Below are 22,292 nucleotides of genomic sequence, written 5' to 3' on the forward strand. Positions count from 1 at the left end.
GTGGCGCCTATATGATGGGTTCGCGCCGAATGGCCCGGCGGCGGCGGGCAAACCGCCTGACCGACCGCTTTCCGGCGCCGAGGGGGCGGCATGAAGCAGAATGAGCGACGCGGCGACGCCGGCGGAAGTCAGGAGCAGGGCCGGACGGCCGACCCGGCGGACGGGATCCCGGAGCCCCGTTTCCGTCTGGCCCAGGCGCGGGCGGCGCTGCTGTGGGAGCGGCTGGGGCCGGCGCTGTGGGCGCCGCTGTCGGTGCTGGGCGGCTTTCTCACCCTTGCCCTGCTGAATGTGCTGATCCTGCTGCCGGGCTGGCTGCATGGGTTGGCCCTGCTGGTGCTGGCCGCCGCCTTCCTGCTGTCGCTCACCCTCGGACTCCGGCGGTTCCGCGCTCCGGCGGAGGGGGAGGCCCGCCGCCGGCTGGAGCGGGACAGCGGCCTCGCCCACCGCCCCTTGCACACGCTGCGCGACCAGCCCGCCGGCAACGACCCGACCGCCCAGGCGCTGTGGCGCCTGCACCAGAAGCGCACGCGCGCCGCCATGCGCGGCCTGCGCGTCGCCTGGCCGGGCACGGAGGTGCCGTCGCATGACCGCTATGCCCTGCGTGCCCTGGTGATCCTGACGCTGGTGGCCGCCGGAGCGGCGGCCTGGGGCGATTGGCGGCCCCGGATCGCCGCGGCGCTGGCTCCGCGCTTCGACGGCGGCACCGTCACGGCGGCGGCGACGCTCGACCTCTGGATCAACCCGCCCGACTATACCGGCCTGCCTCCGCTCTTCCTGAAATCCGGCTCCACCGCCAAGCCCGCCACCCAACCAGGCGCCCAACGGGACGGGGGCGACCACCCCGCCGACCAGCCGGTGCAGGTGCCGCAGGGCAGCCTCGTGCTGGCCCGCGTCACCGGCGGCGGCGGCGTGCCCAGCCTGGAGGCCGGCGACCAGACCGGCCCGTTCGAGGCGGTGGATTCGACCAACTTCCAGATCCAGAAGCCGGTGACCGGCGGCAACCGCATCGTCGTGACCCAGGGTGGTCGCACGCTGGGATCCTGGCCGATCCAGCTGGTGCCCGACCGGCCCCCCATCATCGCCCACGCGACCCCACCCGCCGCCGGAGAGCGCGGCGCGCTGAAGCTGGACTATGTCGCGCGCGACGATTACGGCCTGACCGAGGTGAAGGCACAGATCCGCCTCGCGCCCGAAGGGCCGCCCGCCGCCGCCCCAGCCACTGCCAAGGAGGCTCCGGCAAGCGACGCCGGCCCGGTCCTGGAAGTCCCGCTGTCGCTGCCTGGCGTAAGGCCGAAGGAAGCGCGCGGCACCGCCTTCCAGGATCTGACCGCCCATCCCTGGGCCGGCATGCCGGTGACGGTGCGGCTGACCGCCACCGACGGCGCCGGCCAGACCGGACGGTCGGACGACGCGGCGATCGTCCTGCCCGAACGGACCTTCAACCACCCGATCGCCCGCGCCATCGTCAACCAGCGCAAGATCCTGACCCGCAATCCGCAGGAGTCGCGGGTCGAGGTCGCCCGCGCCCTGGCGGAGATCTCCGCCCGCCCCGGCACCTATGGCGACGACATCGTCGCCTTCCTGTCGCTGCGCACCGCCGTCGCCCGCCTGATGCTGGACCAGAGCGCCGACTCCGTCCCCGCCCTCCAGCAGCTCTTGTGGGAGACCGCGCTGCGGATCGAGGATGGCGGGTTGTCGCTGGCGGAGAAGGATCTGCGCGACGCCGAGAAGCGGCTGTCCGAGGCGCTGGACAGGAACGCCTCGGACGAGGAGCTGAACCGCCTGATGGACGAGCTGCAGGCGGCCCTCGACAAATTCATGAACGCCATGGAACAGCGGATGATGGAGGCTCTGCAACGCGGCGAGCAGATCCCGATGGTCCCGCCGGAGATGGCCGACCGGATGACCGACCGCAACGACCTGCAACAGATGCTCGACCAGATGCGCGAGATGGCGCAGACGGGGTCGCGCGACGCCGCCCGCCAGATGCTGTCCCAGCTCCAGCAGATGCTGGAGAACATGCGTTCCGGCGCCATGGCCCAGATGAACCAGCAGAACGGGCGACAGCAGCAGAATCAGGCCTGGGAGATGATGCAGCAGTTGCAGAAGCTGGCGCAGCAGCAGCAGCAGCTCCTCGACCAGAGCTTCCGCCAGTCTCAGGACTCGATGGGCCAGCAAGGGCAGGAGCAGCCGCGCGGGCGCCAACCCACCCAGCGCCGCAACCAGCAGAACGGCCAACAACAGAACGGGCAGCCCACCGGCAGCCCGACCATGCAGAAGCAGGCCGAACAGCAGGAGGCGTTGCGCCGCCAGCTGGGCGAGCTGATGCGCCGGATGGGCGAGCAGCAGGGCGGCGAGATCCCGCAGCCGCTGGGCCGGGCCGAACGGGCCATGCGCGACGCCGCACAGGCCTTGCAGCAGGGCGCCCCCGGCGCCGCCGTACCGTCGCAGACCGAGGCGATGGAACAGCTTCAGCAGGGCATGCAGGGCATGGCCGAACAGATGGCCCAGCAGATGATGATGGGCCAGGGGCCGGCGATGATGGGCCAGCAGGGCCAGATGCCCCGCCAGGGTCGGGGCCGTGATCCACTGGGCCGCCGCCCGTCCGGCTATGGCATGCAGGATTCCAACGACGTGAAGATCCCGGAACAGTCGGACCTCCAGCGCGCCCGCGAGATCCTGGACGAGCTGCGCCGCCGCTCCGGCCAATATGGCCGCCCGCAGGAAGAGCGCAACTACATCGACCGACTGCTGAAGCAGTTCTGACGGGCGCCGCCGGACGGCGAAACGGAAACGCCGGACGGAAACGGAAACGGGACCGGCCCTTCGCCGGTTCCGTCCGCAGCATCATCGGGCTTCATCGCCTAAATCACTGGCCGGATCGCTCGTCATCCGGATTGTGGTTGGCGGCGTGATCCTGCATCTGCTCGGTCTGCACGGCCTTGCCGTCCAGGCCGCGGGCCTCGGAGTGACGGGACTTGTCGCGGTTGGACAGCACCGCGTTGTCGCCGATCGAGCCGGCAGGCAGGTCGGTGTTGGCGCCCGTGCCGGTGCCCTTGCCCTGTCCGCTGACGCTCATGTGCTTCTTGCTGGCGTTCGCCATCGCATCCCCTCCCTCATTTGTTCATGTCGGTGCCATGGCGCTTGCCCAGCGAGACGGTGGTGTCGTCGTATTTGAACTCCGCCATCTGCTTGACCTGATCCTCGGTCACCTGACGGGCGACGACGCGATCGCCGTCGGTCCGCAACAGGGCATAGTCGAGCGCCACCTGCTTGGCGCCGATCCCCATCACGCCGCCGCGGTCCAGGATCACCTGGGTGGCCTTGCCGGTCTGGCCGTCGAGGATGATGTCGGCGACGTTGCCCAGCTTCCCGCCATCGTCGCCATAGACGGTCTTGCCCATCATCTTTTCAAAGCTGGCACCCTGCCGCATGGCGCCAGAGGTGGAGGCCCCTGCGGAGGCGACCGCCGGGCGCAGGTCGCGGACCTGGCGCAGATGCTGTTCCAGCGTCGGCAGGGTCTGCTCGGCGAAGCGCTTCAGGTCGGCGTCCCGGCCGGTTTCCGCCTGCTGCCGGAACAGCGTGACGGCGGTCTGATGGGCGTCGATCTGGCCCTGGAGATAGGCGGAGTCGAACCGTTCGCCCTTCAGGCCGCGCAGCGTCTCCAACTTCTTCTGGTGATCGGCATCCAGCGTCGTCGGCAGCGTCATCGCCTTCTGTTGGGCCAGGGTCTTCATCGCGTCGGAGGTCTTGGTGTGGTCGGTCACCATATGGCTGCCGAACCGCTTGACGCCCTGGTCCTTCGCCTGATCCTGCGCCAGCTTGCCCGCCTGGATTTCGAACAGGTCGCTGATCGCCGCCGTCCGGGCGAAATTCATATCCTGCTGTGCCAGTTGCCCGGTGCCGCCCGCCGCCTTCGCCGGAGGCATCGGCGCCGGCGTCTGGGCCGGATTCTGGGCCAGGGCCGGAGATAGGGCCGGGGCGGTGAACAGGATCACCGCGGCGGTCGCGAGAAGACAAGGGCGTTTCATGGTGGCGGCTCCTGGATTTGCGTTACGTCCGGTCGACGTCTCCGGCCAGGCGGACAGCCGGACCGGAACGCCGTTCTCCGCCTTTTCAACCGACGGGCGCGGCTGTCGTTCCCGCCACCGAGAGCGTCGGTGGTGCCGCGCATTGGCGACGGGATCCACAGGGGGAACACGCCGGGGGTATAGCCGAATGAGCACTCGGCCTAGGCCACGCGTCCGGGGCAAGAAGGGTGGGCTTATGACTCCCGGTAGGAGGCCCGCTTGCTTCGTGACGCCCGCCATGTCCTGAACGGCACCCACATCGACTGCGATCTGTGCGTGATCGGCGGCGGCGCCGCCGGCCTGACCATCGCGCGTGAGCTGGCTGGCGGCCGCCTGAGCGTCGTCCTGCTGGAAGGCGGCGGGCTGGAGGTCGACGGCATCTCCCAGGCGCTCTATGCCGGCCGCAATGTCGGCCTGCCCTATGAACGGCTGACCACCGCGCGCAGCCGCTATCTCGGCGGCAGCACCAACTGCTGGGGTGGCTTCTCCCGCCCGCTGGAGCCGACGGACTTCGGCGAGCGGCCCTGGTTCCCCGGCAGCGGCTGGCCGATCCCGCGCAACAGCCTGATGCCCTATTACGAGCGCTCGCACGACGTGCTCGGCCTCGGCCCCTTCGATTATGACACCGACTATTGGATGGAGCGGGTCGGCGGTCCCAAGGCGGCGCTGATCCCGGTGGAGACCGGGGATGGCGGCAGCGGCGCTTTCGAAAACCGCGTCGCCCAGCTCAGCCCGCCGATCCGCATGGGGGAGGCCTACCGCGCCGAGATCGGGCGGGCCGCCAACATCACCGCCTTCCTGAACGCCAACGTCACCGGGCTGGACAGCAACCCGACCGCCACGGCGGTGGAGCGGGTGCAGGTGCGCACGCTGGACGGACCCTGCTTCACCGTCGGCGCCCGGTTGTTCGTGCTGTGCTGCGGCGGAATCGAGAACGCGCGCATCCTGCTGCTGTCCAACACGGTGCAGGCGGCCGGGCTGGGCAACGGCAACGACCTCGTCGGCCGCCATTTCGCCGACCATCCACGCTTCAAGACGGCGCCGGTCCGCCTGACCCGGCAGGGGCGCCACCGCACGCTTTACGACGTCAGCCTGTGTCTGGCCCGGCGGCGGCTGCGCCGGCCGCATCCGTCGATCGCGCTGGCCCTGTCGCCGACGGCCGCCCTCCAGGAACGGCACGGGCTGCCCAATTCCCGCACCTATCTGGTCGCCTCCTACCATTCGGCGGCGTTGGACGCCTTCAAGGCGATGCGCGACCTGCGGATTCTGCCCTCGCGCCACCGCTGCCGCCGCTTCGGCGTGTCGGAGGACGAGGCGGCGAGCCTGTTGCGCAATGCCGGACCGCGCATCCTGCGCAGCCTGCCGCAGTTGGCCCATGCGCTGTTCGACAGCACGGTCGATCCCGGCTGGCTGCCCCGCCGCTTCACCCTGGAAACCGTGCTGGAGCCGGTGCCCAATCCCGACAGCCGGGTGACGCTGGACCTCGCCACCGATCCGTTCGGCCGCAACCTGCCACGGGTGGACTGGCGCCTGACCGCGCAGGACCGCTGGGGCGCCACCGAGACCCAGCGGCTGCTGCGCGAGGAGCTGCTGCGCCGCGGCCTGATCGCCGTCGACAGGACGGCGAATGGGGCGGGAGGGAAGGTGGCGGAGGAGGAAGCGGCGATGGCCGATGTCGGTTGGTGCTGGCACCATATGGGCACCACCCGCATGCATGACTCGCCGCGCCATGGCGTGGTCGATCCGGACGGGCGGGTCCATGGAATGGGCAATCTCTATGTCGCCGGCAGCTCCGTCTTCCCGACCATGGGGGCGGACCACCCAACCATGACCATCGTGGCGCTGGCCCTGCGGCTGACAGACCGCATCCTCGCCCTGCTGCGGGACGAACGCGGCAGCCCGCCCGCCCCGGCGGTGGCAGCTTCGCTTTGAGCAGGGCGGCGGCGTTCTATATTCCTCTCCCGTCCGAGAGGAGTGCAGTATGGATCTGTTCGACGATGCGCCGGCCCCACCCCCGGAGGACATGCCGGCGGCCGCCGGACCGCTGCCGGACATCGTGGCGCCGGGGCTGGACTGCCTGTTCGTCGGCTTCAACCCCGGCCTGCGCTCCGGGGCGCTCGGCCATCATTATGCCGGGCGCGGCAACCAGTTCTGGCGCCTGCTGCACGAGGCCGGGCTGACGCCGCGGCTTTACCGGCCGGCGGAGGACGGCACCCTGCCGGCCGTCGGCCTCGGCTCCACCAACCTCGTCGCCCGCGCCACCGCCAGCGCCGCCGAGCTGTCGCGGACGGAGTTGCGCGGCGGGGTGCCCCGGCTGGCGCGGATCGTCGGCCACGTCCGGCCGCTGGTTCTGGCCTATACCGGCAAGGGCGTCTATCTGGCGGCGACCGGCCTGCCCGACGCCCCCTGGGGCGTGCAGCGGCAGCCGCTGTTCGACGGCGTCGCCGATGTCGTCGTGCCGTCGCCGAGCGGTCTCGCCCGCCTGCCCTTCGCCGAGAAACTGCGCTGGTTCCGCGAATTGCGGGCGGAGGTCGACCGGCGGCGACGCGGCCGATCCGGTCCCCTCACTCCAGATGGGGCTGGCGGGTCACCGTGAAGCTGACCGAGCCGTCGGCTTCATAACCCAGGATCCAGACGGTGTGGAAATCGTCGCCGTCCCACTTCTGCGGCACCTGGTCGGCGGGCGCGCCGAGCGCCAGAGCCAGTTCCGGCAACTTGCCATGATGCCAGCAGATCAGCACCGTGGCGCCGGTATAGGGTGCCGCGCTCAACAGCGCCGGAACCTGGGCGACATCGTCGTCGGCGATGGTGTGGCTCAGCGGCAGGGCACGGATCAGGCTGATCGGCGTCACCGTTTCGATGGGCCGCACGCTGTGCGGCGAGGGGGCCGTCGCCACCACCGCCGAAATGGCCGGCGCGCCCGTCGGAACCAGGGCCGGCAGAGTCGTGGTGATCGAGCAGGCGCGCTGCCAGCCTTTTCCCGACAGGTTGGGATCGGTGTCGCCGTCCGGCTTCTCGCCATGACGGATCAGCAGGACGGTGTTCGGCGTCGGGTTCGGCTTTGTCATCGGCATTGACTCTCTGGAACGGGGAAACCTTCCAGAGGCTACGCATGTATCGGGGATTCTTCCAACGGATTTCGCGCTGAACGGGTATGGACGGATCTCCCGGCCGCCGGTGAGGGCGGCCGGGAGATGGCGTCAGCTCCACCACCCGGTCAGCTGACGATGCCGCCCCGGCTGAAGGGCAGCGTCTGCAAGGGCTGGCCGGTCACCGAGAAGACGGCGTTGGCAACCGCCGGCGCCACCGTCGGCACACCCGGCTCCCCGGCGCCGGTCGGCCGCTCGTGCGAGGGCACGATATGGACCTCCACCGCCGGCATGTCCGACATCCGCAGCGGCAGATAGCCGTCGAAATTTCCCTGATCCACCTTGCCGTCGGTCAGGGTGATCTCGCCGCGCAGCGCATGGCCGATGCCCCAGCCGGCACCGCCCTCCATCTGCGCCTTGACGATGTCGGGGTTGACGACCTCGCCGCAATCGACGGCGACGACGACGCGGTCGACCTTGATCTGCCCCTTGGCGTCGACCGTCACGTCGGCGACATGGGCGACATAGGTGTTGAAGCTTTCATGCACGGCGACGCCGCGCCCCTTGCCCTTAGGCAGGGGCTGGCCCCAGCCGGCCTTCTCGGCCGCCAGCTTCAGCACGCCGGCCAGACGCGGATGGTCCTTCAGCATCTCCATACGGAAGGCCACCGGATCCTTGCCGGCCGCCTTGGCGAGGCGGTCGATCATCACCTCCTTGGCGTAGGCGGTGTGGGTGTGGCCGACCGAGCGCCACCACAGGGTGGGAACCGGAGAGGCGACGGTGTGGGCGTCGACCGCGAGGTTCGGCACCGGATAGGCCATGTCCGAGGCGCCCTCGACCATGGTCGCATCGACGCCGTTCTTGACCATCACCGCCTCGAACGCGGTGCCGGCCATGAAGCTCTGGCCGACGATGCGCTGCTTCCAGGCGACGAGCGCGCCCGTGGCATCGACCGCCGCGGCGATCCTGTGCAGGAACAGCGGGCGGTAATAGCCGCCCTTGATGTCGTCCTCGCGCGTCCAGACGAGATGGACAGGGGCCTTGGGATAGGCCTTGGCGATCATCACCGCCTCGGCGATGTAGTCGGCGGTGGTGGTGGCGCGACGGCCGAAGCTGCCGCCGGCCCACTGGGTCTCGATCCTCACCTGCTCCGGCTTACAGCCCAGGATATGGGCGGCGACCATCTGTTCGACCGTCTGGAACTGCGACCCCGCCCAGATGGTGCAGCCACCCTCCGGATTGAGCGCCACCACGGCGTTGAGCGGCTCCATCGGCGCATGGGCGAGGTAGGGGAAAACGAACTCTCCCTCCACCACATGGCCGCCCTTAGCCTTGGCGGCGGCGAAGGCCGCGTCGGCATCGCCCTTGGCGGCGGCGACGGCACCCGGCGTCTCCGCCAGCTTGCGGTAGTCGGCCAGCATGGCGTCGGTGCCGCGCATCTCGGCCTTGGAGTCGTCCCAGGTGATCGTCAGCGCCTCGCGGCCCTGCATGGCGGCCCAGCTGTTCCTGGCGATCACCGCGACACCGACCGGCAGGCTCACCACCTCGATGACGCCCGGCACATTGCGGGCGGCGGCATCGTCGACGCTCTTCACCGTGCCGCCGAAGCGCGGGCTGCGGGCCAGCACCGCCGTGACTTGGCCCGGACGGCGGATGTCCATGGCGAAGATGGCGGTGCCGTTGGTCTTGCTGACGTGATCCAGCCGGTGCAGGTCCGGCTTGCCGATCAGCACATAGTCCTTCGGGTCCTTCAGCTTGACCTGCTGCGGAACCGGCAGCTTCGCCGCCTCCTCCGCCAGCTCGCCGAAGGTGAGGCTGCGGTTGCCGGCGGCATGGCGGACCACGCCCTTCGACACCGTCACCTCGCCGGCCGGCACGCTCCAGCGAGCGGATGCGGCGGCGACCAGCATGGCGCGGGCGGCGGCGCCGGCCATGCGCAGCTCGTCCCAGCTGTTGGCGACGGCGGTCGAACCGCCAGTGCCCTGGATACCGAAGAAATGGTTGGCGTAGAGCTTGGCGTCGGCGGGGGCGAAGGCGCCGCGCACCTGGGCCCAGTCGGCGTCCAACTCCTCCGCCACAATGGTGGCGATGCCGGTGACGATGCCCTGGCCCTTGTCGAGATGCTTGGCCAGCACGGTGACGGTGTTGTCGGGCGCCACGATGATGAAGGCGTGCGGGCGCGGGTCGGCCGGTCCGATGATCTTGGGCGCCGTTTCGGCGGCCAGCGCCGGGAAGGGCAGATGGGCGCCGACCACCAGCGCGCCGGCCCCGGCGCCGATGGCCTTCAGGAAACCGCGGCGGGAGGGGACCGCCAGCGGCAGCGGCGACGGCGTGCCGCCAAAGCCGGTCTGGGCGGCCTGACGGATCAGATGATGCAGCATGGATCAGGCCCTCATCGTCTGGGCGGCATCCTTGATCGCCGCGCGGATGCGGACATAGGTGGCGCAGCGGCAGACATTGCCGTCCATCGCCGCGTCGATGTCCTGGTCGGTCGGGTTCTGGTTGTCGGTCAAGAGCGCGATGGCGCTCATGATCTGGCCCGACTGGCAATAGCCGCACTGGACGACGTCCAGCTTTTGCCACGCCGCCTGCACCGCCTGGGCGGCCTTGCCCTTCACCCCCTCGATGGTGGTGACCTTGCTGTCGGGCGTCAGCATGCCGACCGGCGTCTGGCAGGCGCGGGTCGGCGCGCCGTCGACATGGACGGTGCAGGCGCCGCACTGGGCGATGCCGCAGCCGAACTTGGTGCCGGTCATGTTCAACTCGTCCCGCAGAACCCACAGGAGCGGCATGTCGTCGGAGACGTCGAGCTGACGCTCCTCACCGTTGACGTTGATGCGAACCATGGCTTTTGCCTCTTTCTCCCTGAACGGAACCGCCGGCCTGCCGCGGTGATCTGGAACGCGGCGGCGACGGGTCCGCTGCCCGGTTGGGGCCTTGGCTACGGATTGTGCTATGGATTGGATTTTATGATTGGCGGCTGCTGAACCAGCTCTGGCTCGACAGAATACACGGTCCAGTGCACAATGAAGTAGACTGCTTTGGTTCATATCGCCATGAAGGCAATTCATAACCCTGCGCTCGACCTCAACCTGATCAAGGTGTTCGACGCGCTGCTCGAAACCCGCAACGTCTCGCGTGCGGCGGACGCGCTGGGCGTCAGCCAGTCGGCGGTCAGCCACGCGCTGGGCCGTCTGCGCACCCTGGTCGGCGACCCGCTGTTCGTGCGCACCGGCAACCGGATGGAGCCGACGCCGCGCGCGCAGCGGCTGGCCGAACCACTGCGCGACCTGCTGGTCGGAGCCGCCCGCGCCCTGTCGGCGGAGGAGGATTTCGACCCCCAGCGCGAGGAGCGGCGCTTCACCATCTCCACCCCCGATTCGATGCAGGCGGTCCTGCTGACCGGGATCCTGCGCAACGCTGTGGAAGGCGACCTGCGCGTCTCGGTCTCGCTGCTCAACCTCGACCCCGACGCCACTTTGAACGCGCTGGACGACGGCACCCTGGATCTCGCCATCGGCTATCAGCCGGAGTTGCGGCGCTGGCACGACCGGCAGGTGCTGTACCGGGAAACCCATGTCTGCCTGTACAATCCGGCCCTCGTCCCGGTCAAACCGCCGATCGGACTGGAGGATTACACCCGCTATCCCCATCTGATGCCGTCGCTGCGCGGTGGGCTGACCAGCTTCATCGATGACGAGTTGGCGGCGCTCGGCACAAGGCGGCGCGTCGCCGCCTCGACCACCCAGTTCCTGGCGATCCCGATGATCCTGACGCGGGCGCCGATGCTGACCTCGCTGCCCACCCGGCTGGCCCGGCTGTGCGCCGACGCGCTCGGCCTCGCCATCAGCCCGTTGCCCTTCGATGTCGGTGACTATGAGGTGTCGATGATCTGGCACCGCCGCGACACCACCTCCCCCTCCCACAGCTGGTTGCGCCAGCGCATCGGCGAAGAAGCGGCGGCACTTTAGGGCAAGGGAGCATGCGCCGGCCCCCGCATACACGGCAATGCACGCGGAAAAAGAGTTTCTGGTTTAGAATTTCCATTGAGTTGGCAAGGTTATCAACGCTAGATCATCATCCATATCGATAATTTCTTGCCTGGCGGGTGTCCTTGTCATCCGTCACAGCTTCTTTGCACGCCCGATCCAGCGCGGCCGGTCCGCCACGGCTTCGTGCGCCCTCACGGAAAGGAATCGACATGAGTTTCCTGAACCCGGTGCGCCTTGTTTTTTCAGGAATTTTCCAGGCCGACGTCTCGACGGTGAACAATGACGTCCGCCATTTCGACAATGAGAGTTTCGAATCCTCCTATCAGGAATTCCAGAAAAAGCTGCCGGGCGGGGAGACCGTCGCCAATGGCTGGTGGAATCCGACCGGCTCCGGCGCCTTCCGCCTGATCGACTGCAAGGTGGTCGGGCTGGGCTTCGCCGACGGCAGCTATGTCGACACTCCCGGCGCCGACGCCGCGCTGGGCATGCTGATCGGCGGTTCGACCGACCGCACCAGCGGCAAGCTGGTCGATCTCGACCCGCAATGGCAAGTCGCCTCGGCCCCCTGGGGCCTCGACGTGCGGCTGACCGACGGCAAGACCTCCGCCTTCTTCGGTGGCCGCTACCAGCCGAACCCCTTCCGTGACCTGTGGTTCAACCGGAACGTCAACGCCCAGTCCGACAGTGCGGCCTCCTCCACCTTCCAGTCCGTGCTGGAGAATGTGGAATGGGCCGACGGGGCCATGCTGAGCCCCTTCCTGCGGCAGCTGCGCGACGCCACCACCGGCGGCATGCTGTCGATCCGTCTGGCGACCTTCGGCTACAACGGCAACGTCAAGGATCCGCGCTTCACGCTGGGCACCGTGGTCGGCACCATCGGCCCGCAGCTGGAGGGCGAGCCGGTCTCCTTCATCCGCGGCCGCCGCTTCGTGCCCGCCAACAACATCCCCAACAGCTGGGCCGGCATCACCTATTTCTCCGGCCAGATCGACGAGCCGTCGCGCACCGCCTTCCTCGACCTGTCGAACGCGCTGCAGATCGTCGACTCCAAGGGCACGCCCAATCCCATCGGCACCCTGACGCTGGGCATCCTGCGCGACGACGCGATCGCCGAGAATACCCCGGTCACGCCCGACAGTTTCCTGCCCGTCGCCCGCATCCCCTATGACGAGCCCGGCTGGCTGGCCAGGACCGCCGGCGTCTTCGCGACGAAGCTGACCGACGAGCAGTTCGAGCTGGCGAAGACCCGTCCGCTCGCCCTGGTGACGGTGTCGGAGACCAATCCCGGCAGCACCGACCTCGACCTCGGCTACGGCATCGTCGCCATCCGCGAGGCGCAGGGCGGGATCTATGTCGGTGCCGAGCCGCTGGTCCACCGCATCGACGGGGCCGGGCGGGCGGAATCGCTGGTCTACGCCACGCGCTACGGCCAGCCGGTGCCCGGCGCCGCCATCGCCATCGCCCAGATGGGCCGCATCCCCGGCCAGGGCGGCGGCTACGGCATCGACCAGCCGGACGCGCCGATTCCCGACATGGGCGTGCCCGAAACGGCGGTGACCTTCGCGGTGGAAGGCGGACCGGCCACCGGCGGCACCCTCATCGCCGACGAGGACGGCATCGCCCGGCTGGACATCTCCACCCGGTCGCCGGACAACCCGCGCGGCTACATCGACGGGCAGGTCTATCTGGTCGATTACCGCATTCCCGGCCAGAGCAACACGGCGCGCTCCTCCTTCGACTATATCGCCCTGCATGTCCGCGACGATTTCGACGTGCCGGCCGACCCGAGCTGGGACGACATCGCCCCGATCATGACGCAGTACGGCAACCTGTACCCGATCATGAGCAAGCATCTGGTCGATCTCGGCAGCGAGGCCTCGTGCGCCCGGCATGCCGACATCCTGCATCTGGCCTTCTCCCTGCCGGAATCCGACCCGAACTACATGCCGGTCACCCGCGACCTGTCGGTCTACAAGCGCGACACCATCCTGCGCTGGCTGGAGAAGGTGCGGCGCGGCGAGACGGCGGTGAAGCTCAAGGCGCATCAGGCCGTCGCCACCGCCGACACCGCCAATGCCGCCCCGGCCCTGCGCACCGGCCCGTCGGGCGCCGCTCCGGCCAAGGCGGCCACCGCGACGCCGGACCAGCCGACGGCGGCCGACGGCAAGACCCGCTTCGCCCAGAATTTCGCCCGCGTCTCCCCGCGTCCGCGCTCCTGACGGTCCAACGGGCCGTAGAAGGAAGGATTCCGCCATGCTGAAGATTCAGCCGCACTTCACCCAGGGCATCGACACCGTCCAGGTCCTGCGCAACGCCCTGCAATCCGCGGTCGAGCTGGAGCACGCCACGCTCCCCGCCTATCTGACCGCGCTCTATTCGATCAAGCCCGGCACCAACCGCGAGGCGGCGGCCATCATCGGCTCGGTCTCGGTGCAGGAAATGCTGCACATGACCATCGCCGCCAACATCCTGAACGCGGTCGGCGGCAGCCCGGTGATCGACAAGCCGGGCTTCATCCCGGTCTATCCCGGCCCGCTGCCGATGGGCGTCCATGAAGGGCTGACCATCTCGCTGGGCAAGCTGACCCGTGGTCTGGTCTATGACGTGTTCATGACCATCGAGGAGCCGGAGGTGGCGGTGGCCTATCCGGTGAAGCAGCCGGCGATCGCCCTGCTCCAGCAGACGTCCGCCGCGCTCCATGATCCGGGATTCGCCACCATCGGCGAATTCTACCAAGCGGTCTCCGACGCCATCGCCCGGATGGGCGAGGAGATCTTCACCGGCGATCCCGCCAATCAGGTGGTGGACAATGGCTGGTTCCCGCCCGACCAGCTGTTCCCGGTCACCGACGTGGCGAGCGCCCAGCGCGCCATCCAGGTGATCGTCGAACAGGGCGAGGGAACGCCCCAATCCCCGCGCGAGGCCGACAACGAGGCGGCGCTGGCCCATTACTACCGTCTGGCGCAGATCGTCTATGCCCGCCGGCTGGTGAAGGACCCGGACGAACCGCTCGGCTGGTCCTATTCCGGGGCGCCGATCGGCATCGACCCGGCCGGGATCTGGAACCTCTACCCCAACGCCAAGACGGTGGATTATCCGGAGGGCAGCCGCGCCCGCACCGTCTCCCAGCAGTTCAACACCACCTATACGGCGCTGCTGACAGCACTGCACATCACCTTCAACGGCCAGCCCGACCGGCTGCGTTCCGCCATCGGCCTGATGTATGAGCTGAAGCTGACCGCCGACCAGCTGGTGACGATCCCGCTTCCCGGCACCGACTACACCGCGGCGCCGACCTTCGAATATGCGCCGGTGAACGTATAGATCGGATCGCGTAAAATCGGACCCGATTTGAAGCGTGAATCCGATCGTCCGAAGCTATGGCGTCGTGCGTTTCCTATCAAATGCACGACGCCATAGCTTGACCGCCCTCTCCCCACCCCTCAATCCGCCGTCACCGAGCGGATTTCGTCCCGGCTGAAGCGCTGCTGCTCCTCCATCACCATCTGCGACAGCTCGCGCTTCAGCCGGTTGAACTCGGGGGCGGAACCGTCGCGCGGGCGGGGCATGTCGACGGCGACGTCGCGCTTGATCGTGCCCGGCCGGTAGGTCATCACGATGATGCGGTCGGCCAGATAGATGCTCTCCTCGATGGAGTGCGTCACGAACAGGATGGTCTTGCCGACCTCCTCCCAGATGCGCAGCAGTTCGTCCTGAAGCGTGCGGCGGGTCAAGGCGTCGAGCGCGCCGAACGGCTCATCCATCAGCAGGATCGGGCTGTCGAGCGCCAGCACGCGGGCGATGGCGACGCGCTGGCGCATCCCGCCCGACAGATCCTTGGGAAAACGGTTGCGGAAATCCTGCAAATGCAGCTTCCGCAGCAGCCATTCCACCTTCTCCGCGATCTCCGCCTTGGCCATCCCCTTGATCTCCAGGCCGAAGGCGACGTTCTGCGCCACCGTCATCCAGGGGAACAGGGCATATTCCTGGAACACCATGCCGCGGTCGGGACCGGGCTCGGTGATGATGCGGCCATCGACGGTGACGGTCCCCCTGGTCGGCGGCTGGAACCCGGCCACCGCGTTCAGCAGCGTGGACTTGCCGCAGCCCGACGGCCCCAGCAGACAGACGAACTCGCCCTTGCGGATGTCGAGGTCGATGCCCTGAAGGGCGACGATCCTCTGCGCCCCGACGGCGAAGGTCTTCTCCACCCCGCGCACCCGGATCTCGACGGGGGCCGCCTCGGCGGCGGATTCGGCGGCGGCAACACTCTTCAGCATGGGCGTCATCTCCATCCCCTCCCTGTCCATTTTTTGATGTTCAATTCTCAAGACCGCGGTGCCAGCGCAGCAGGTGGTTGTTCAGGCGGTTCATGCCGATGTCGATGGCAAGGCCCAGCAGCCCGATGGTGAACATCCCGGCGATGATCTTGTCGGACCACATGAATTCGCGTGCCTCCAGGATGCGGAAGCCGAGGCCGGAATTGACGGCGATCATCTCCGACACGATGACGACGATGAAGGCGGTGCCGATGCCGATCCGGGCGCCGGCCAGGATGTAGGGGGTGGCGGCGGGCAGGATGACGCGCAGGAACATGGTCAGCTTGCCCGCCCCCAGATTGCGGGCGGCGCGCAGATAGATGCCGTCGACATGGCGCACCCCGGCGATGGTGTTCATCAGCACCGGGAAGAAGGCGCCGATGGCGATCAGGAACACCGCCGGCGCGTTGCCCAGCCCGAACCACAGGATCGCCAGCGGGATGTAGGCGATGGGCGGGATCGGCCGCAGCACCTGCATCAGCGGGTCGAACAGCGCGTGGATGCGCGGATTGCCGCCCATGGCGAGACCCAGCGGCAGCGCCAGCCCGGCCCCGATGGCGAAGCCGAGCACCACGCGGTACAGGCTGGACCAGGCGTCGAACAGCATCTCGCCCGACAGCGCCCACAGGATCCAACTGGATGTCGCCGGATCATAGGGCTCGGTCGGCAGCAGATAGGCCCACCAGCGCACCACCACCTGGACCGGCGAGGGCAGCACCACCGGGTTGATCAGGCCGGAGCTGGACAGAATCTGCCACAGCGCGATCACCAGGACCGGCACCAGGGAGCCGCGCAGCAGGGCGGCGGGCGAGAAACGGGGCTTGGCTTGGGACATGGGGCGTCCTCCCTGCGCTGGATGTGGCTCAGTTGGTCTTGACGGCCCCGCTCTTGTCGCCGCCCTGGGCGGCCTTGGCCTTCTCCAGCAGGTCCAGCTTCACCCAGTCGGCGGCCTTCGGCGGGTTCTCCATGCGGCCGACGCCGAACTTCTGCATCATGTCGGTCGTGACCTGCACATGCGCCACCGAGATGTCGTAGCTGTAAGGCGAGTTGCCGATGGCGTCCTTGAAGTCCTGGCTGGTGATCTGGCCCTTGAACATCTGCTCGCGAACGTATTTCTCGGCCAGATCGGGGTTGGCGATGAAGGTCGCCGTCGCCTCGACGAAGCAGCGGACCAGCCGCTCGGCCACGTCGCGCTTCCTCGTGTAGAAATCCTCGGTGACCACCAGCGAGCGCACCGGCTCGCCCAGCTCGGTGTCATAGGGCTTGACCACCTCGACGCCGAAACCCTTGTTGATGGCCTGGCTCGACTGCGGTTCGGACTGCGACATGGCGTCGATGCTGCCGGCGAGCAGCGCCTGATTCATGTCGGCATAGGCCATGTAGACGATCTGCACATCCTTGCCGGGACGGTCCGACCAGCTCAGCCCATGCTTGGCCAGCTCGGCCAGCAGGATCAGTTCCTGCGCGCCGCCGCGCGGGGTGGCGACCTTTTTGCCCTTCAGGTCGGCGACGGATTTGATGCCGGCGTTCGGCCTGGCGACGATGCGCGCCCCACCCTTGGCGAAGCCGGCCACCGCATAGATCGGCACGCCCGACGCCCGGCCGGCGATGGCGGCGTCGACCGCGCTGGCGGCCGCATCGATCTCCCCGGCGACGATGGCCGGCAGGATGTCGATGCCCTTGGGGAAGACCCGCTCCTCGATCTTCAGGTCATACTTGCCGGCGATCTCCTTCATGTAGGAGACCGCGCCGTAATGGGCGAATTTCAGGTTGCCGAGTCGGACCAGATCGGCGGCCGAGGCCCCCTGCGCGGCGAGGCTGGCGGCGGCGAAGGCGGCGGCGGCAAGCAGGCTGTTCCGGAGCATCTTTCTCTCCCCTGGGTCTTGATCCGCGGCCCGTCGCCGCGGTTGCCCGGAGAAGGAGCAAGGGGCATGCCATAATCAGTTCGCCGCGCAAACAGTTGGAAAGCCTGGACCAGCCATTCCAAGCGGAGCACAGCGTCGGCGGAAATCCGCCGGTGCGTTCGGCGTCATCGGCGGATTTCCGCCGACGGCCGGGCTGCGGCAGGACGCCGCGCCGGGCGAAAGTCGCCCCTGCCGCTTACGACAAGTCATCGCGACGCAATGGAAAAACGTGTAGAACTTGCTGCACCTGCGAACCAGCGCAATGACCAACCAGTCGACCGCGAACCAATAGGGACGAGAAACAATGGCCGAGAGCAAGGGAATCGAAACGATCGGCGTCATCGGCGCCGGTACCATGGGCAACGGCATCGCCCAGGTCTGCGCCGTCGCCGGCCTGACGGTGGTGATGACCGACATCTCCGAGGCGGCGGTGCAGCGCGGCCTGTCGACCGTCGGCGGCAGCCTGGACCGTTTGGTCAAGAAGGAGAAGATGACCGCCGCCGACCGCGAGACGGCCCTGGCGCGCATCACCGCCACCACCGACAAGTCCAAGCTCGGCACCTGCGATCTGGTGATCGAGGCCGCGACCGAGAACGAGGATCTGAAGATCAAGATTCTCAAGGACCTCTGCGCGCTCCTGAAGCCGGAGGCGCTGGTCGCCACCAACACCTCGTCGATCTCCATCACCAAGCTGGCGACCGCGACCGACCGTCCGGACCGCTTCATCGGCCTGCATTTCTTCAACCCGGTGCCGCTGATGGCGCTGCTGGAGATCATCCGCGGCATCCAGACCAGCGACGACACCCACGCCAAGGCGATGGCCTTCGCCAAGCGCGTCGGCAAGTCGCCGATCACCGCCAAGAACAGCCCCGGCTTCGCCGTCAACCGCATCCTCTGCCCGATGATCAACGAGGCGATTTTCGCTCTGCAGGATGGCATCGCCACCGCCGAGGACATCGACGCCGGCATGAAGGCGGGCTGCAACCACCCGATCGGCCCGTTGGCGCTCGCCGACCTGATCGGCCTGGACACCATGCTGTCGGTGATGGAGGTCTTCTATGAAGGCTTCAACGACCCGAAATACCGCCCGGCCCCGCTGCTGAAGGAGATGGTCGACGCCGGCTATCTCGGCCGCAAGACCGGCCGCGGCTTCTACGACTACAGCAAGTAAGGGCAGCCCGAGGCCACCCGCGGGCGAGACCACCGGATGCCGCTTCCATCCGACACCCGGCGGACTCCCGGCGACGGTGCGCAGAACCGTCAAAAGCGGTTCGGATGGAGCAATCCCCCGGCCGGGCATCGCCATAGGATCGGCGCGTTCCAGCGTCCTCATGGAGATGCCCCATGCCGGTCCGCCTTCGCGCGGCTGCGGTCGCCCTTTTGCTGTCGGCCGGCCCGGTCCACGCCGCCGGACCAGCCAACCCGCCGCCGCTGACCAACAGCCGCTTCGACGAGGATTACCGTTATCTCCTCGCGCCCGGCGCCGGAACCGGGGCTTATTGGGAGCGGTTCAAGGCGATCCCGGTCACGGCGGACGGCTCCGCCTCGCTGTCCACCGGGCTGGAGTTGCGCCTGCGCGGCGAGGCGATCCGCAACAGCGGCTGGGGCCGGGACGAACCGCGCAGCGACGCCTATGGGCTATGGCGCGCCCTGCCCTATGCCGATCTGCGCGTCGGCGACAGCCTGCGCCTGTTCGGCCAGTTGATCATGGCCGACACGCTGGGCAAGCTGAAGCCTCTCGCCCCGCCCGATTCCGACCGCATCGACCTGATGCAGGGCTTCGCCGACGTCAATGTCCCGCTGGGCGACGCCCAGGGAACGGTGCGCGTCGGCCGCCAGATGCTGGCCTACGGTTCGGAACGGCTGATCTCCTTGCGCTACGGCGCCAATGTTCCCCGCGCCTTCGACGCGGTGAAGGGCATCGTCAGCGCCGGCCCCTGGCGGGTCGACGCCTTCTATGGCCGGCCGGTCCAGCCGACGCCGGACCTGTTCGACGATGGCCGCGACGCCAGACGCACCGCCTGGGGGCTCTACGCCACGCGGCCGCTCGATCTGGGCTTTGGAAGCGGCGGAAGCGCCGGGCTGGACGCCTATTACCTCGGCTACCGCAACCGCCGCGCCGGCTTCGACGCCGGCAAGGCCAGCGAACTGCGCCACACCATCGGCCTGCGCAGCTTCGGCAAGGCGGCCGGCTGGGACTGGAACTGGGAGGCGATGGGCCAGTTCGGCCGTTTCGGCGGAGGGTCGATCCAGGCATGGTCGCTCGCCACCGACAGCGGCTATCGCTTCACCGCGCTGCCGCTGCAACCGCGGCTGGGCCTGAAGGCCAACATCGCCAGCGGCGACGGCAACCCGCGCGACGACCGTTTGGAGACCTTCAACCCGCTGTTTCCCCGCGCGAAATATTTCGGCGAGCTGACGCCGGTCGGCCCCTACAACCTGATGAACCTGCACCCGTCGCTGGACCTCGTCCTGTCCGACGGGTTCAGCCTCACCGCCTCCGCCATCGGCTATTGGCGCGAGCGCCTGGGGGATGGTGTTTATGACCTGACCGGCGGCCTGCTGCGCGCCGGCGCCGCGTCGCGGGCGCGCTACATCGGCACCCAGGGCGAACTGGTGCTGTCCTACGGCTCCGGCCGCTCCTTCGAGGGATTGATCTCCTATTCGCTGTTCCGTCCGGGAGCCTTCCTGAAGGGTAGCGGCCCGGCGAAGACGATCCAGTTCGCCGGGATGGAGGCGGTGTTCAAGTTCTGATCCAAGCCGGCCGGGTGGGGAAAGGGCTCCTCACTTGCCCCGCCCACCGAACAACCGCTTCTGCGCGTTGCGGATATGCCGGCGCATCGCCTGCCGGGCGGCGGCGGCGTTGCGGCCGCGGATCGCCTCCAGGATCACCCGGTGGTCGGCGCACATGCTGACGATGATCGAGCCGTCGGAATAGCGGCGCTCGAACTTCGCGTAATGCAGGGTCTTGCGCTTGCGCCACAGCATGTCGGTGAGGTCGACGAAGAGTGGGTTTCCCGTCATCGCCCCGATCATCTGGTGAAACTGCTGGTCATGCTCGTGGAAGGTCTCCATGTCGCCGGCCGCCGCATCCGCCTCCATCCGTTCGACGATGCGGGTGATGGCGTCGATCTGCACATCCGTCGCCTTCTTCGCGGCGAGCGCCGCGATCTCGCCTTCGATCGCCTCGCGCGCCTCCATCAGCGCCTCGACACCGATCTCCTCCTCCGCCGTCCCCGTGTCCGCCGTCGCCGCCGCCTCGCCATCATCGGGTGGGGTGGGGCGGACATAGACCCCATGCCCGGTACGGATCTCGACCCAGCCATTGATCTCCAGCGCGATCAGCGCCTCGCGCACCGAGGAACGGCTGACGCCGAGCTGCTTGGCGAGATCGCGCTCCCCCGGCAACAGCTGGCCCGGGGCGAAATGCCCGTCTCGGATGTACTGGATCAGCACGTTCGATATCTGGCGATACAGGCGCTCGACCTTGACCGTCGGCAAATCCATGACACTGCTCCGGAACGACTTTCTGCTGCGCGGCCCGCGATGATCGCGCCGGGCCAGGCCGGCGCCCGTGCGGCGCGGTGACGCATCCAACACCAGGAGCGCGGCAAAATCCAAGCGCCATCGGGCTTTCACCGGAAACGCCTCGCCAAGCCGGTCCGTTCGCCCTTGAAAAGCCCTCTTGCGGGTGGTCAGACGATTAGGCTAACGTTTGCCCAACTGGTCAGGCCAGTGGACCACCGGACCCGCTTCCGCTGGTCGGCGCAAGCGGCGCCGCCCGGCCTGATCCATCACTCATCCCGCAGCGCCGACCGCCGGCCTGCACGCTTTTGACGAGACCGACGATGAAGATGACCTTCCGCTGGTACGGCGAGTCCGACCCGATCCCGCTCAGCCACATCCGGCAGATCCCCGGCATGACCGGCATCGTGTCGGCGGTTTACGACGTGCCGGTTGGCGAGGTCTGGCCGGTCGCCAACATCCAGGCGCTGAAGAGCAAGATCGAGGCGCACGGCCTCGAGCTCGAGGTGATCGAAAGCGTCCCGGTCCATGAGGACATCAAGCTGGGCAAGCCGTCGCGCGACCGGCTGATCGACAATTACTGCGCCACCATCCGCAATCTGGCCCAGTGCGGCATCAAGGTGATCTGCTACAACTTCATGCCGGTGTTCGACTGGACCCGCACGGCGCTGGACATGACGCTGCCGGACGGCTCGACCACGCTGGCCTTCGACACCGCGACGGTCGAGAAGATCGACGTCAGCCAGGGCATCTCGCTGCCGGGCTGGGACGCCAGCTACCGTCCGGAGCAACTCAAGGCGCTGCTGGCCGATTATGCCGAGGTGGACGAGGAGACGCTGTGGAGCAACCTCGACCATTTCCTGAAGCGCATCATCCCGGTCGCCGCCGAGGTCGGAATCCGCATGGCGATCCATCCCGACGACCCGCCCCGTCCGATCTTCGGCCTGCCGCGCATCGTCAAGGACCGCGCCGACCTCGAACGGCTGCTCGCCATCGTCGATCATCCGGCCAACGGGCTGACGCTGTGCTCCGGTTCGCTCGGCGCGTCCTGCAAGAACGACATCCCGGCCCTGGTGCGTGAATTCGCCGGACGCAAGCGCATCCACTTCGCCCATCTGCGCAACGTGAAGATCAACGAGGCCGGCGACTTCCACGAGACCAGCCACCGCTCCGCCGACGGCTCGCTCGACATGGCCGAGATCGTCAAGGCCTATTACGAAGCCGGCTTCGACGGCTACGCCCGGCCCGACCATGGCCGCATGATCTGGGGCGAGACCGGCAAGCCGGGCTACGGCCTGTATGACCGGGCGCTGGGCGCCGTCTATCTGAACGGCCTGTGGGAAGGCGTCGCCAAGGGCGAAGCCGCCAAGACCAACGGCGGGAAGTGAGGATC

Annotated in this window: 18 protein-coding genes; 9 read left to right on the plus strand and 9 right to left on the minus strand. The window is 68.3% G+C overall.

Going from position 1 to position 22,292, the window contains the following annotated elements; all coding sequences use genetic code 11:
• Positions 1-90 precede the first annotated feature (90 nt).
• Complete coding sequence (locus tag AZL_RS31735; protein WP_012978455.1) at positions 91-2,766, plus strand: TIGR02302 family protein; 2,676 nt, start codon at positions 91-93, stop codon at positions 2,764-2,766.
• 103 nt (positions 2,767-2,869) lie between these two features.
• Here AZL_RS31735 and AZL_RS31740 read toward each other — a convergent pair whose 3' ends face one another.
• The gene (locus tag AZL_RS31740; protein ID WP_012978456.1) at positions 2,870-3,103 is read right to left on the minus strand and encodes a hypothetical protein; all 234 of its coding nucleotides are present in this window, start codon (positions 3,101-3,103) and stop codon (positions 2,870-2,872) included.
• Between the two features lie 13 nt (positions 3,104-3,116).
• Positions 3,117-4,031: a DUF4142 domain-containing protein gene (locus AZL_RS31745; protein ID WP_012978457.1), complete on the minus strand. Its 915-nt coding sequence runs from the start codon at positions 4,029-4,031 to the stop codon at positions 3,117-3,119.
• A gap of 258 nt (positions 4,032-4,289) precedes the next feature.
• Here AZL_RS31745 and AZL_RS31750 point away from each other — a divergent pair, with 258 nt between their 5' ends.
• Positions 4,290-6,002: an FAD-dependent oxidoreductase gene (locus AZL_RS31750; protein WP_042446691.1), complete on the plus strand. Its 1,713-nt coding sequence runs from the start codon at positions 4,290-4,292 to the stop codon at positions 6,000-6,002.
• Between the two features lie 49 nt (positions 6,003-6,051).
• On the plus strand, positions 6,052-6,666 hold the full coding sequence (locus AZL_RS31755; RefSeq protein ID WP_012978459.1) for a mismatch-specific DNA-glycosylase: 615 nt from the start codon (positions 6,052-6,054) through the stop codon (positions 6,664-6,666).
• Here AZL_RS31755 and AZL_RS31760 read toward each other — a convergent pair.
• The 3 genes from AZL_RS31760 to AZL_RS31770 all read right to left on the minus strand — a co-directional run bounded on the left by AZL_RS31760 (position 6,635) and on the right by AZL_RS31770 (position 10,005).
• Complete coding sequence (locus AZL_RS31760; RefSeq protein ID WP_148219792.1) at positions 6,635-7,138, minus strand: hypothetical protein; 504 nt, start codon at positions 7,136-7,138, stop codon at positions 6,635-6,637. The two genes, AZL_RS31755 and AZL_RS31760, sit on opposite strands and share 32 nt — an antisense overlap.
• 149 nt (positions 7,139-7,287) lie before the next feature.
• The gene (locus tag AZL_RS31765) at positions 7,288-9,540 is read right to left on the minus strand and encodes a xanthine dehydrogenase family protein molybdopterin-binding subunit (RefSeq protein WP_012978461.1); all 2,253 of its coding nucleotides are present in this window, start codon (positions 9,538-9,540) and stop codon (positions 7,288-7,290) included.
• A gap of 3 nt (positions 9,541-9,543) precedes the next feature.
• On the minus strand, positions 9,544-10,005 hold the full coding sequence (locus tag AZL_RS31770) for a (2Fe-2S)-binding protein (RefSeq protein ID WP_042446694.1): 462 nt from the start codon (positions 10,003-10,005) through the stop codon (positions 9,544-9,546).
• 210 nt (positions 10,006-10,215) lie between these two features.
• Between AZL_RS31770 and AZL_RS31775 the strand changes: the two genes are divergently transcribed.
• From AZL_RS31775 to AZL_RS31785, 3 genes are all read left to right on the plus strand, one after another.
• Complete coding sequence (locus AZL_RS31775) at positions 10,216-11,130, plus strand: LysR family transcriptional regulator (RefSeq protein WP_012978463.1); 915 nt, start codon at positions 10,216-10,218, stop codon at positions 11,128-11,130.
• 230 nt (positions 11,131-11,360) lie between these two features.
• Positions 11,361-13,370, plus strand: coding sequence for a hypothetical protein (locus tag AZL_RS36475; protein ID WP_012978464.1), 2,010 nt, complete (start codon positions 11,361-11,363; stop codon positions 13,368-13,370).
• 34 nt (positions 13,371-13,404) lie between these two features.
• A complete protein-coding gene (locus AZL_RS31785) occupies positions 13,405-14,475 on the plus strand; it encodes a ferritin-like domain-containing protein (RefSeq protein ID WP_012978465.1) in 1,071 nt (356 codons plus the stop codon).
• Positions 14,476-14,594: 119 nt separating this feature from the next.
• Here AZL_RS31785 and AZL_RS31790 read toward each other — a convergent pair whose 3' ends face one another.
• Genes AZL_RS31790 through AZL_RS31800 form a run of 3 tightly spaced genes read right to left on the minus strand, consistent with a single transcriptional unit; the run spans position 14,595 to position 17,335 of the window.
• Positions 14,595-15,431: an ABC transporter ATP-binding protein gene (locus tag AZL_RS31790; protein WP_042446870.1), complete on the minus strand. Its 837-nt coding sequence runs from the start codon at positions 15,429-15,431 to the stop codon at positions 14,595-14,597.
• Positions 15,432-15,471: 40 nt separating this feature from the next.
• Positions 15,472-16,305, minus strand: a complete 834-nt coding sequence (locus tag AZL_RS31795; RefSeq protein WP_012978467.1) for an ABC transporter permease — start codon at positions 16,303-16,305, stop codon at positions 15,472-15,474.
• A 28-nt stretch (positions 16,306-16,333) separates the two neighbouring features.
• Complete coding sequence (locus AZL_RS31800) at positions 16,334-17,335, minus strand: ABC transporter substrate-binding protein (RefSeq protein ID WP_012978468.1); 1,002 nt, start codon at positions 17,333-17,335, stop codon at positions 16,334-16,336.
• Between the two features lie 343 nt (positions 17,336-17,678).
• Between AZL_RS31800 and AZL_RS31805 the strand changes: the two genes are divergently transcribed.
• Complete coding sequence (locus tag AZL_RS31805; RefSeq protein WP_012978469.1) at positions 17,679-18,545, plus strand: 3-hydroxybutyryl-CoA dehydrogenase; 867 nt, start codon at positions 17,679-17,681, stop codon at positions 18,543-18,545.
• A gap of 173 nt (positions 18,546-18,718) precedes the next feature.
• A complete protein-coding gene (locus AZL_RS31810) occupies positions 18,719-20,128 on the plus strand; it encodes an alginate export family protein (RefSeq protein ID WP_012978470.1) in 1,410 nt (469 codons plus the stop codon).
• Between the two features lie 30 nt (positions 20,129-20,158).
• Here the strand turns inward: AZL_RS31810 and AZL_RS31815 are convergent, their stop codons facing one another.
• Positions 20,159-20,881 (minus strand): FadR/GntR family transcriptional regulator, encoded by a 723-nt coding sequence (locus tag AZL_RS31815; protein ID WP_012978471.1) that lies wholly within the window; start codon positions 20,879-20,881, stop codon positions 20,159-20,161.
• Between the two features lie 341 nt (positions 20,882-21,222).
• Here AZL_RS31815 and uxuA point away from each other — a divergent pair, with 341 nt between their 5' ends.
• Complete coding sequence (gene uxuA, locus AZL_RS31820; protein ID WP_012978472.1) at positions 21,223-22,287, plus strand: mannonate dehydratase; 1,065 nt, start codon at positions 21,223-21,225, stop codon at positions 22,285-22,287.
• Positions 22,288-22,292 lie beyond the last annotated feature (5 nt).

The sequence above is a fragment of the Azospirillum sp. B510 genome (genome assembly GCF_000010725.1).
GTDB classification, from domain to species: Bacteria; Pseudomonadota; Alphaproteobacteria; order Azospirillales; family Azospirillaceae; genus Azospirillum; species Azospirillum lipoferum_B.

Excerpts from the sequence above, each read along its gene's own strand:
- AZL_RS31735 (WP_012978455.1), top strand. The coding sequence starts at position 91 with ATGAAGCAGAATGAGCGACGCGGCGACGCCGGCGGAAGTCAGGAGCAG.
- AZL_RS31740 (WP_012978456.1), bottom strand. The coding sequence starts at position 3,103 with ATGGCGAACGCCAGCAAGAAGCACATGAGCGTCAGCGGACAGGGCAAG.
- AZL_RS31745 (WP_012978457.1), bottom strand. The coding sequence starts at position 4,031 with ATGAAACGCCCTTGTCTTCTCGCGACCGCCGCGGTGATCCTGTTCACC.
- AZL_RS31755 (WP_012978459.1), top strand. The coding sequence starts at position 6,052 with ATGGATCTGTTCGACGATGCGCCGGCCCCACCCCCGGAGGACATGCCG.
- AZL_RS31760 (WP_148219792.1), bottom strand. The coding sequence starts at position 7,138 with ATGACAAAGCCGAACCCGACGCCGAACACCGTCCTGCTGATCCGTCAT.
- AZL_RS31765 (WP_012978461.1), bottom strand. The coding sequence starts at position 9,540 with ATGCTGCATCATCTGATCCGTCAGGCCGCCCAGACCGGCTTTGGCGGC.
- AZL_RS31770 (WP_042446694.1), bottom strand. The coding sequence starts at position 10,005 with ATGGTTCGCATCAACGTCAACGGTGAGGAGCGTCAGCTCGACGTCTCC.
- AZL_RS31775 (WP_012978463.1), top strand. The coding sequence starts at position 10,216 with ATGAAGGCAATTCATAACCCTGCGCTCGACCTCAACCTGATCAAGGTG.
- AZL_RS36475 (WP_012978464.1), top strand. The coding sequence starts at position 11,361 with ATGAGTTTCCTGAACCCGGTGCGCCTTGTTTTTTCAGGAATTTTCCAG.
- AZL_RS31785 (WP_012978465.1), top strand. The coding sequence starts at position 13,405 with ATGCTGAAGATTCAGCCGCACTTCACCCAGGGCATCGACACCGTCCAG.
- AZL_RS31790 (WP_042446870.1), bottom strand. The coding sequence starts at position 15,431 with ATGCTGAAGAGTGTTGCCGCCGCCGAATCCGCCGCCGAGGCGGCCCCC.
- AZL_RS31795 (WP_012978467.1), bottom strand. The coding sequence starts at position 16,305 with ATGTCCCAAGCCAAGCCCCGTTTCTCGCCCGCCGCCCTGCTGCGCGGC.
- AZL_RS31800 (WP_012978468.1), bottom strand. The coding sequence starts at position 17,335 with ATGCTCCGGAACAGCCTGCTTGCCGCCGCCGCCTTCGCCGCCGCCAGC.
- AZL_RS31805 (WP_012978469.1), top strand. The coding sequence starts at position 17,679 with ATGGCCGAGAGCAAGGGAATCGAAACGATCGGCGTCATCGGCGCCGGT.
- AZL_RS31810 (WP_012978470.1), top strand. The coding sequence starts at position 18,719 with ATGCCGGTCCGCCTTCGCGCGGCTGCGGTCGCCCTTTTGCTGTCGGCC.
- AZL_RS31815 (WP_012978471.1), bottom strand. The coding sequence starts at position 20,881 with ATGGATTTGCCGACGGTCAAGGTCGAGCGCCTGTATCGCCAGATATCG.
- uxuA (WP_012978472.1), top strand. The coding sequence starts at position 21,223 with ATGAAGATGACCTTCCGCTGGTACGGCGAGTCCGACCCGATCCCGCTC.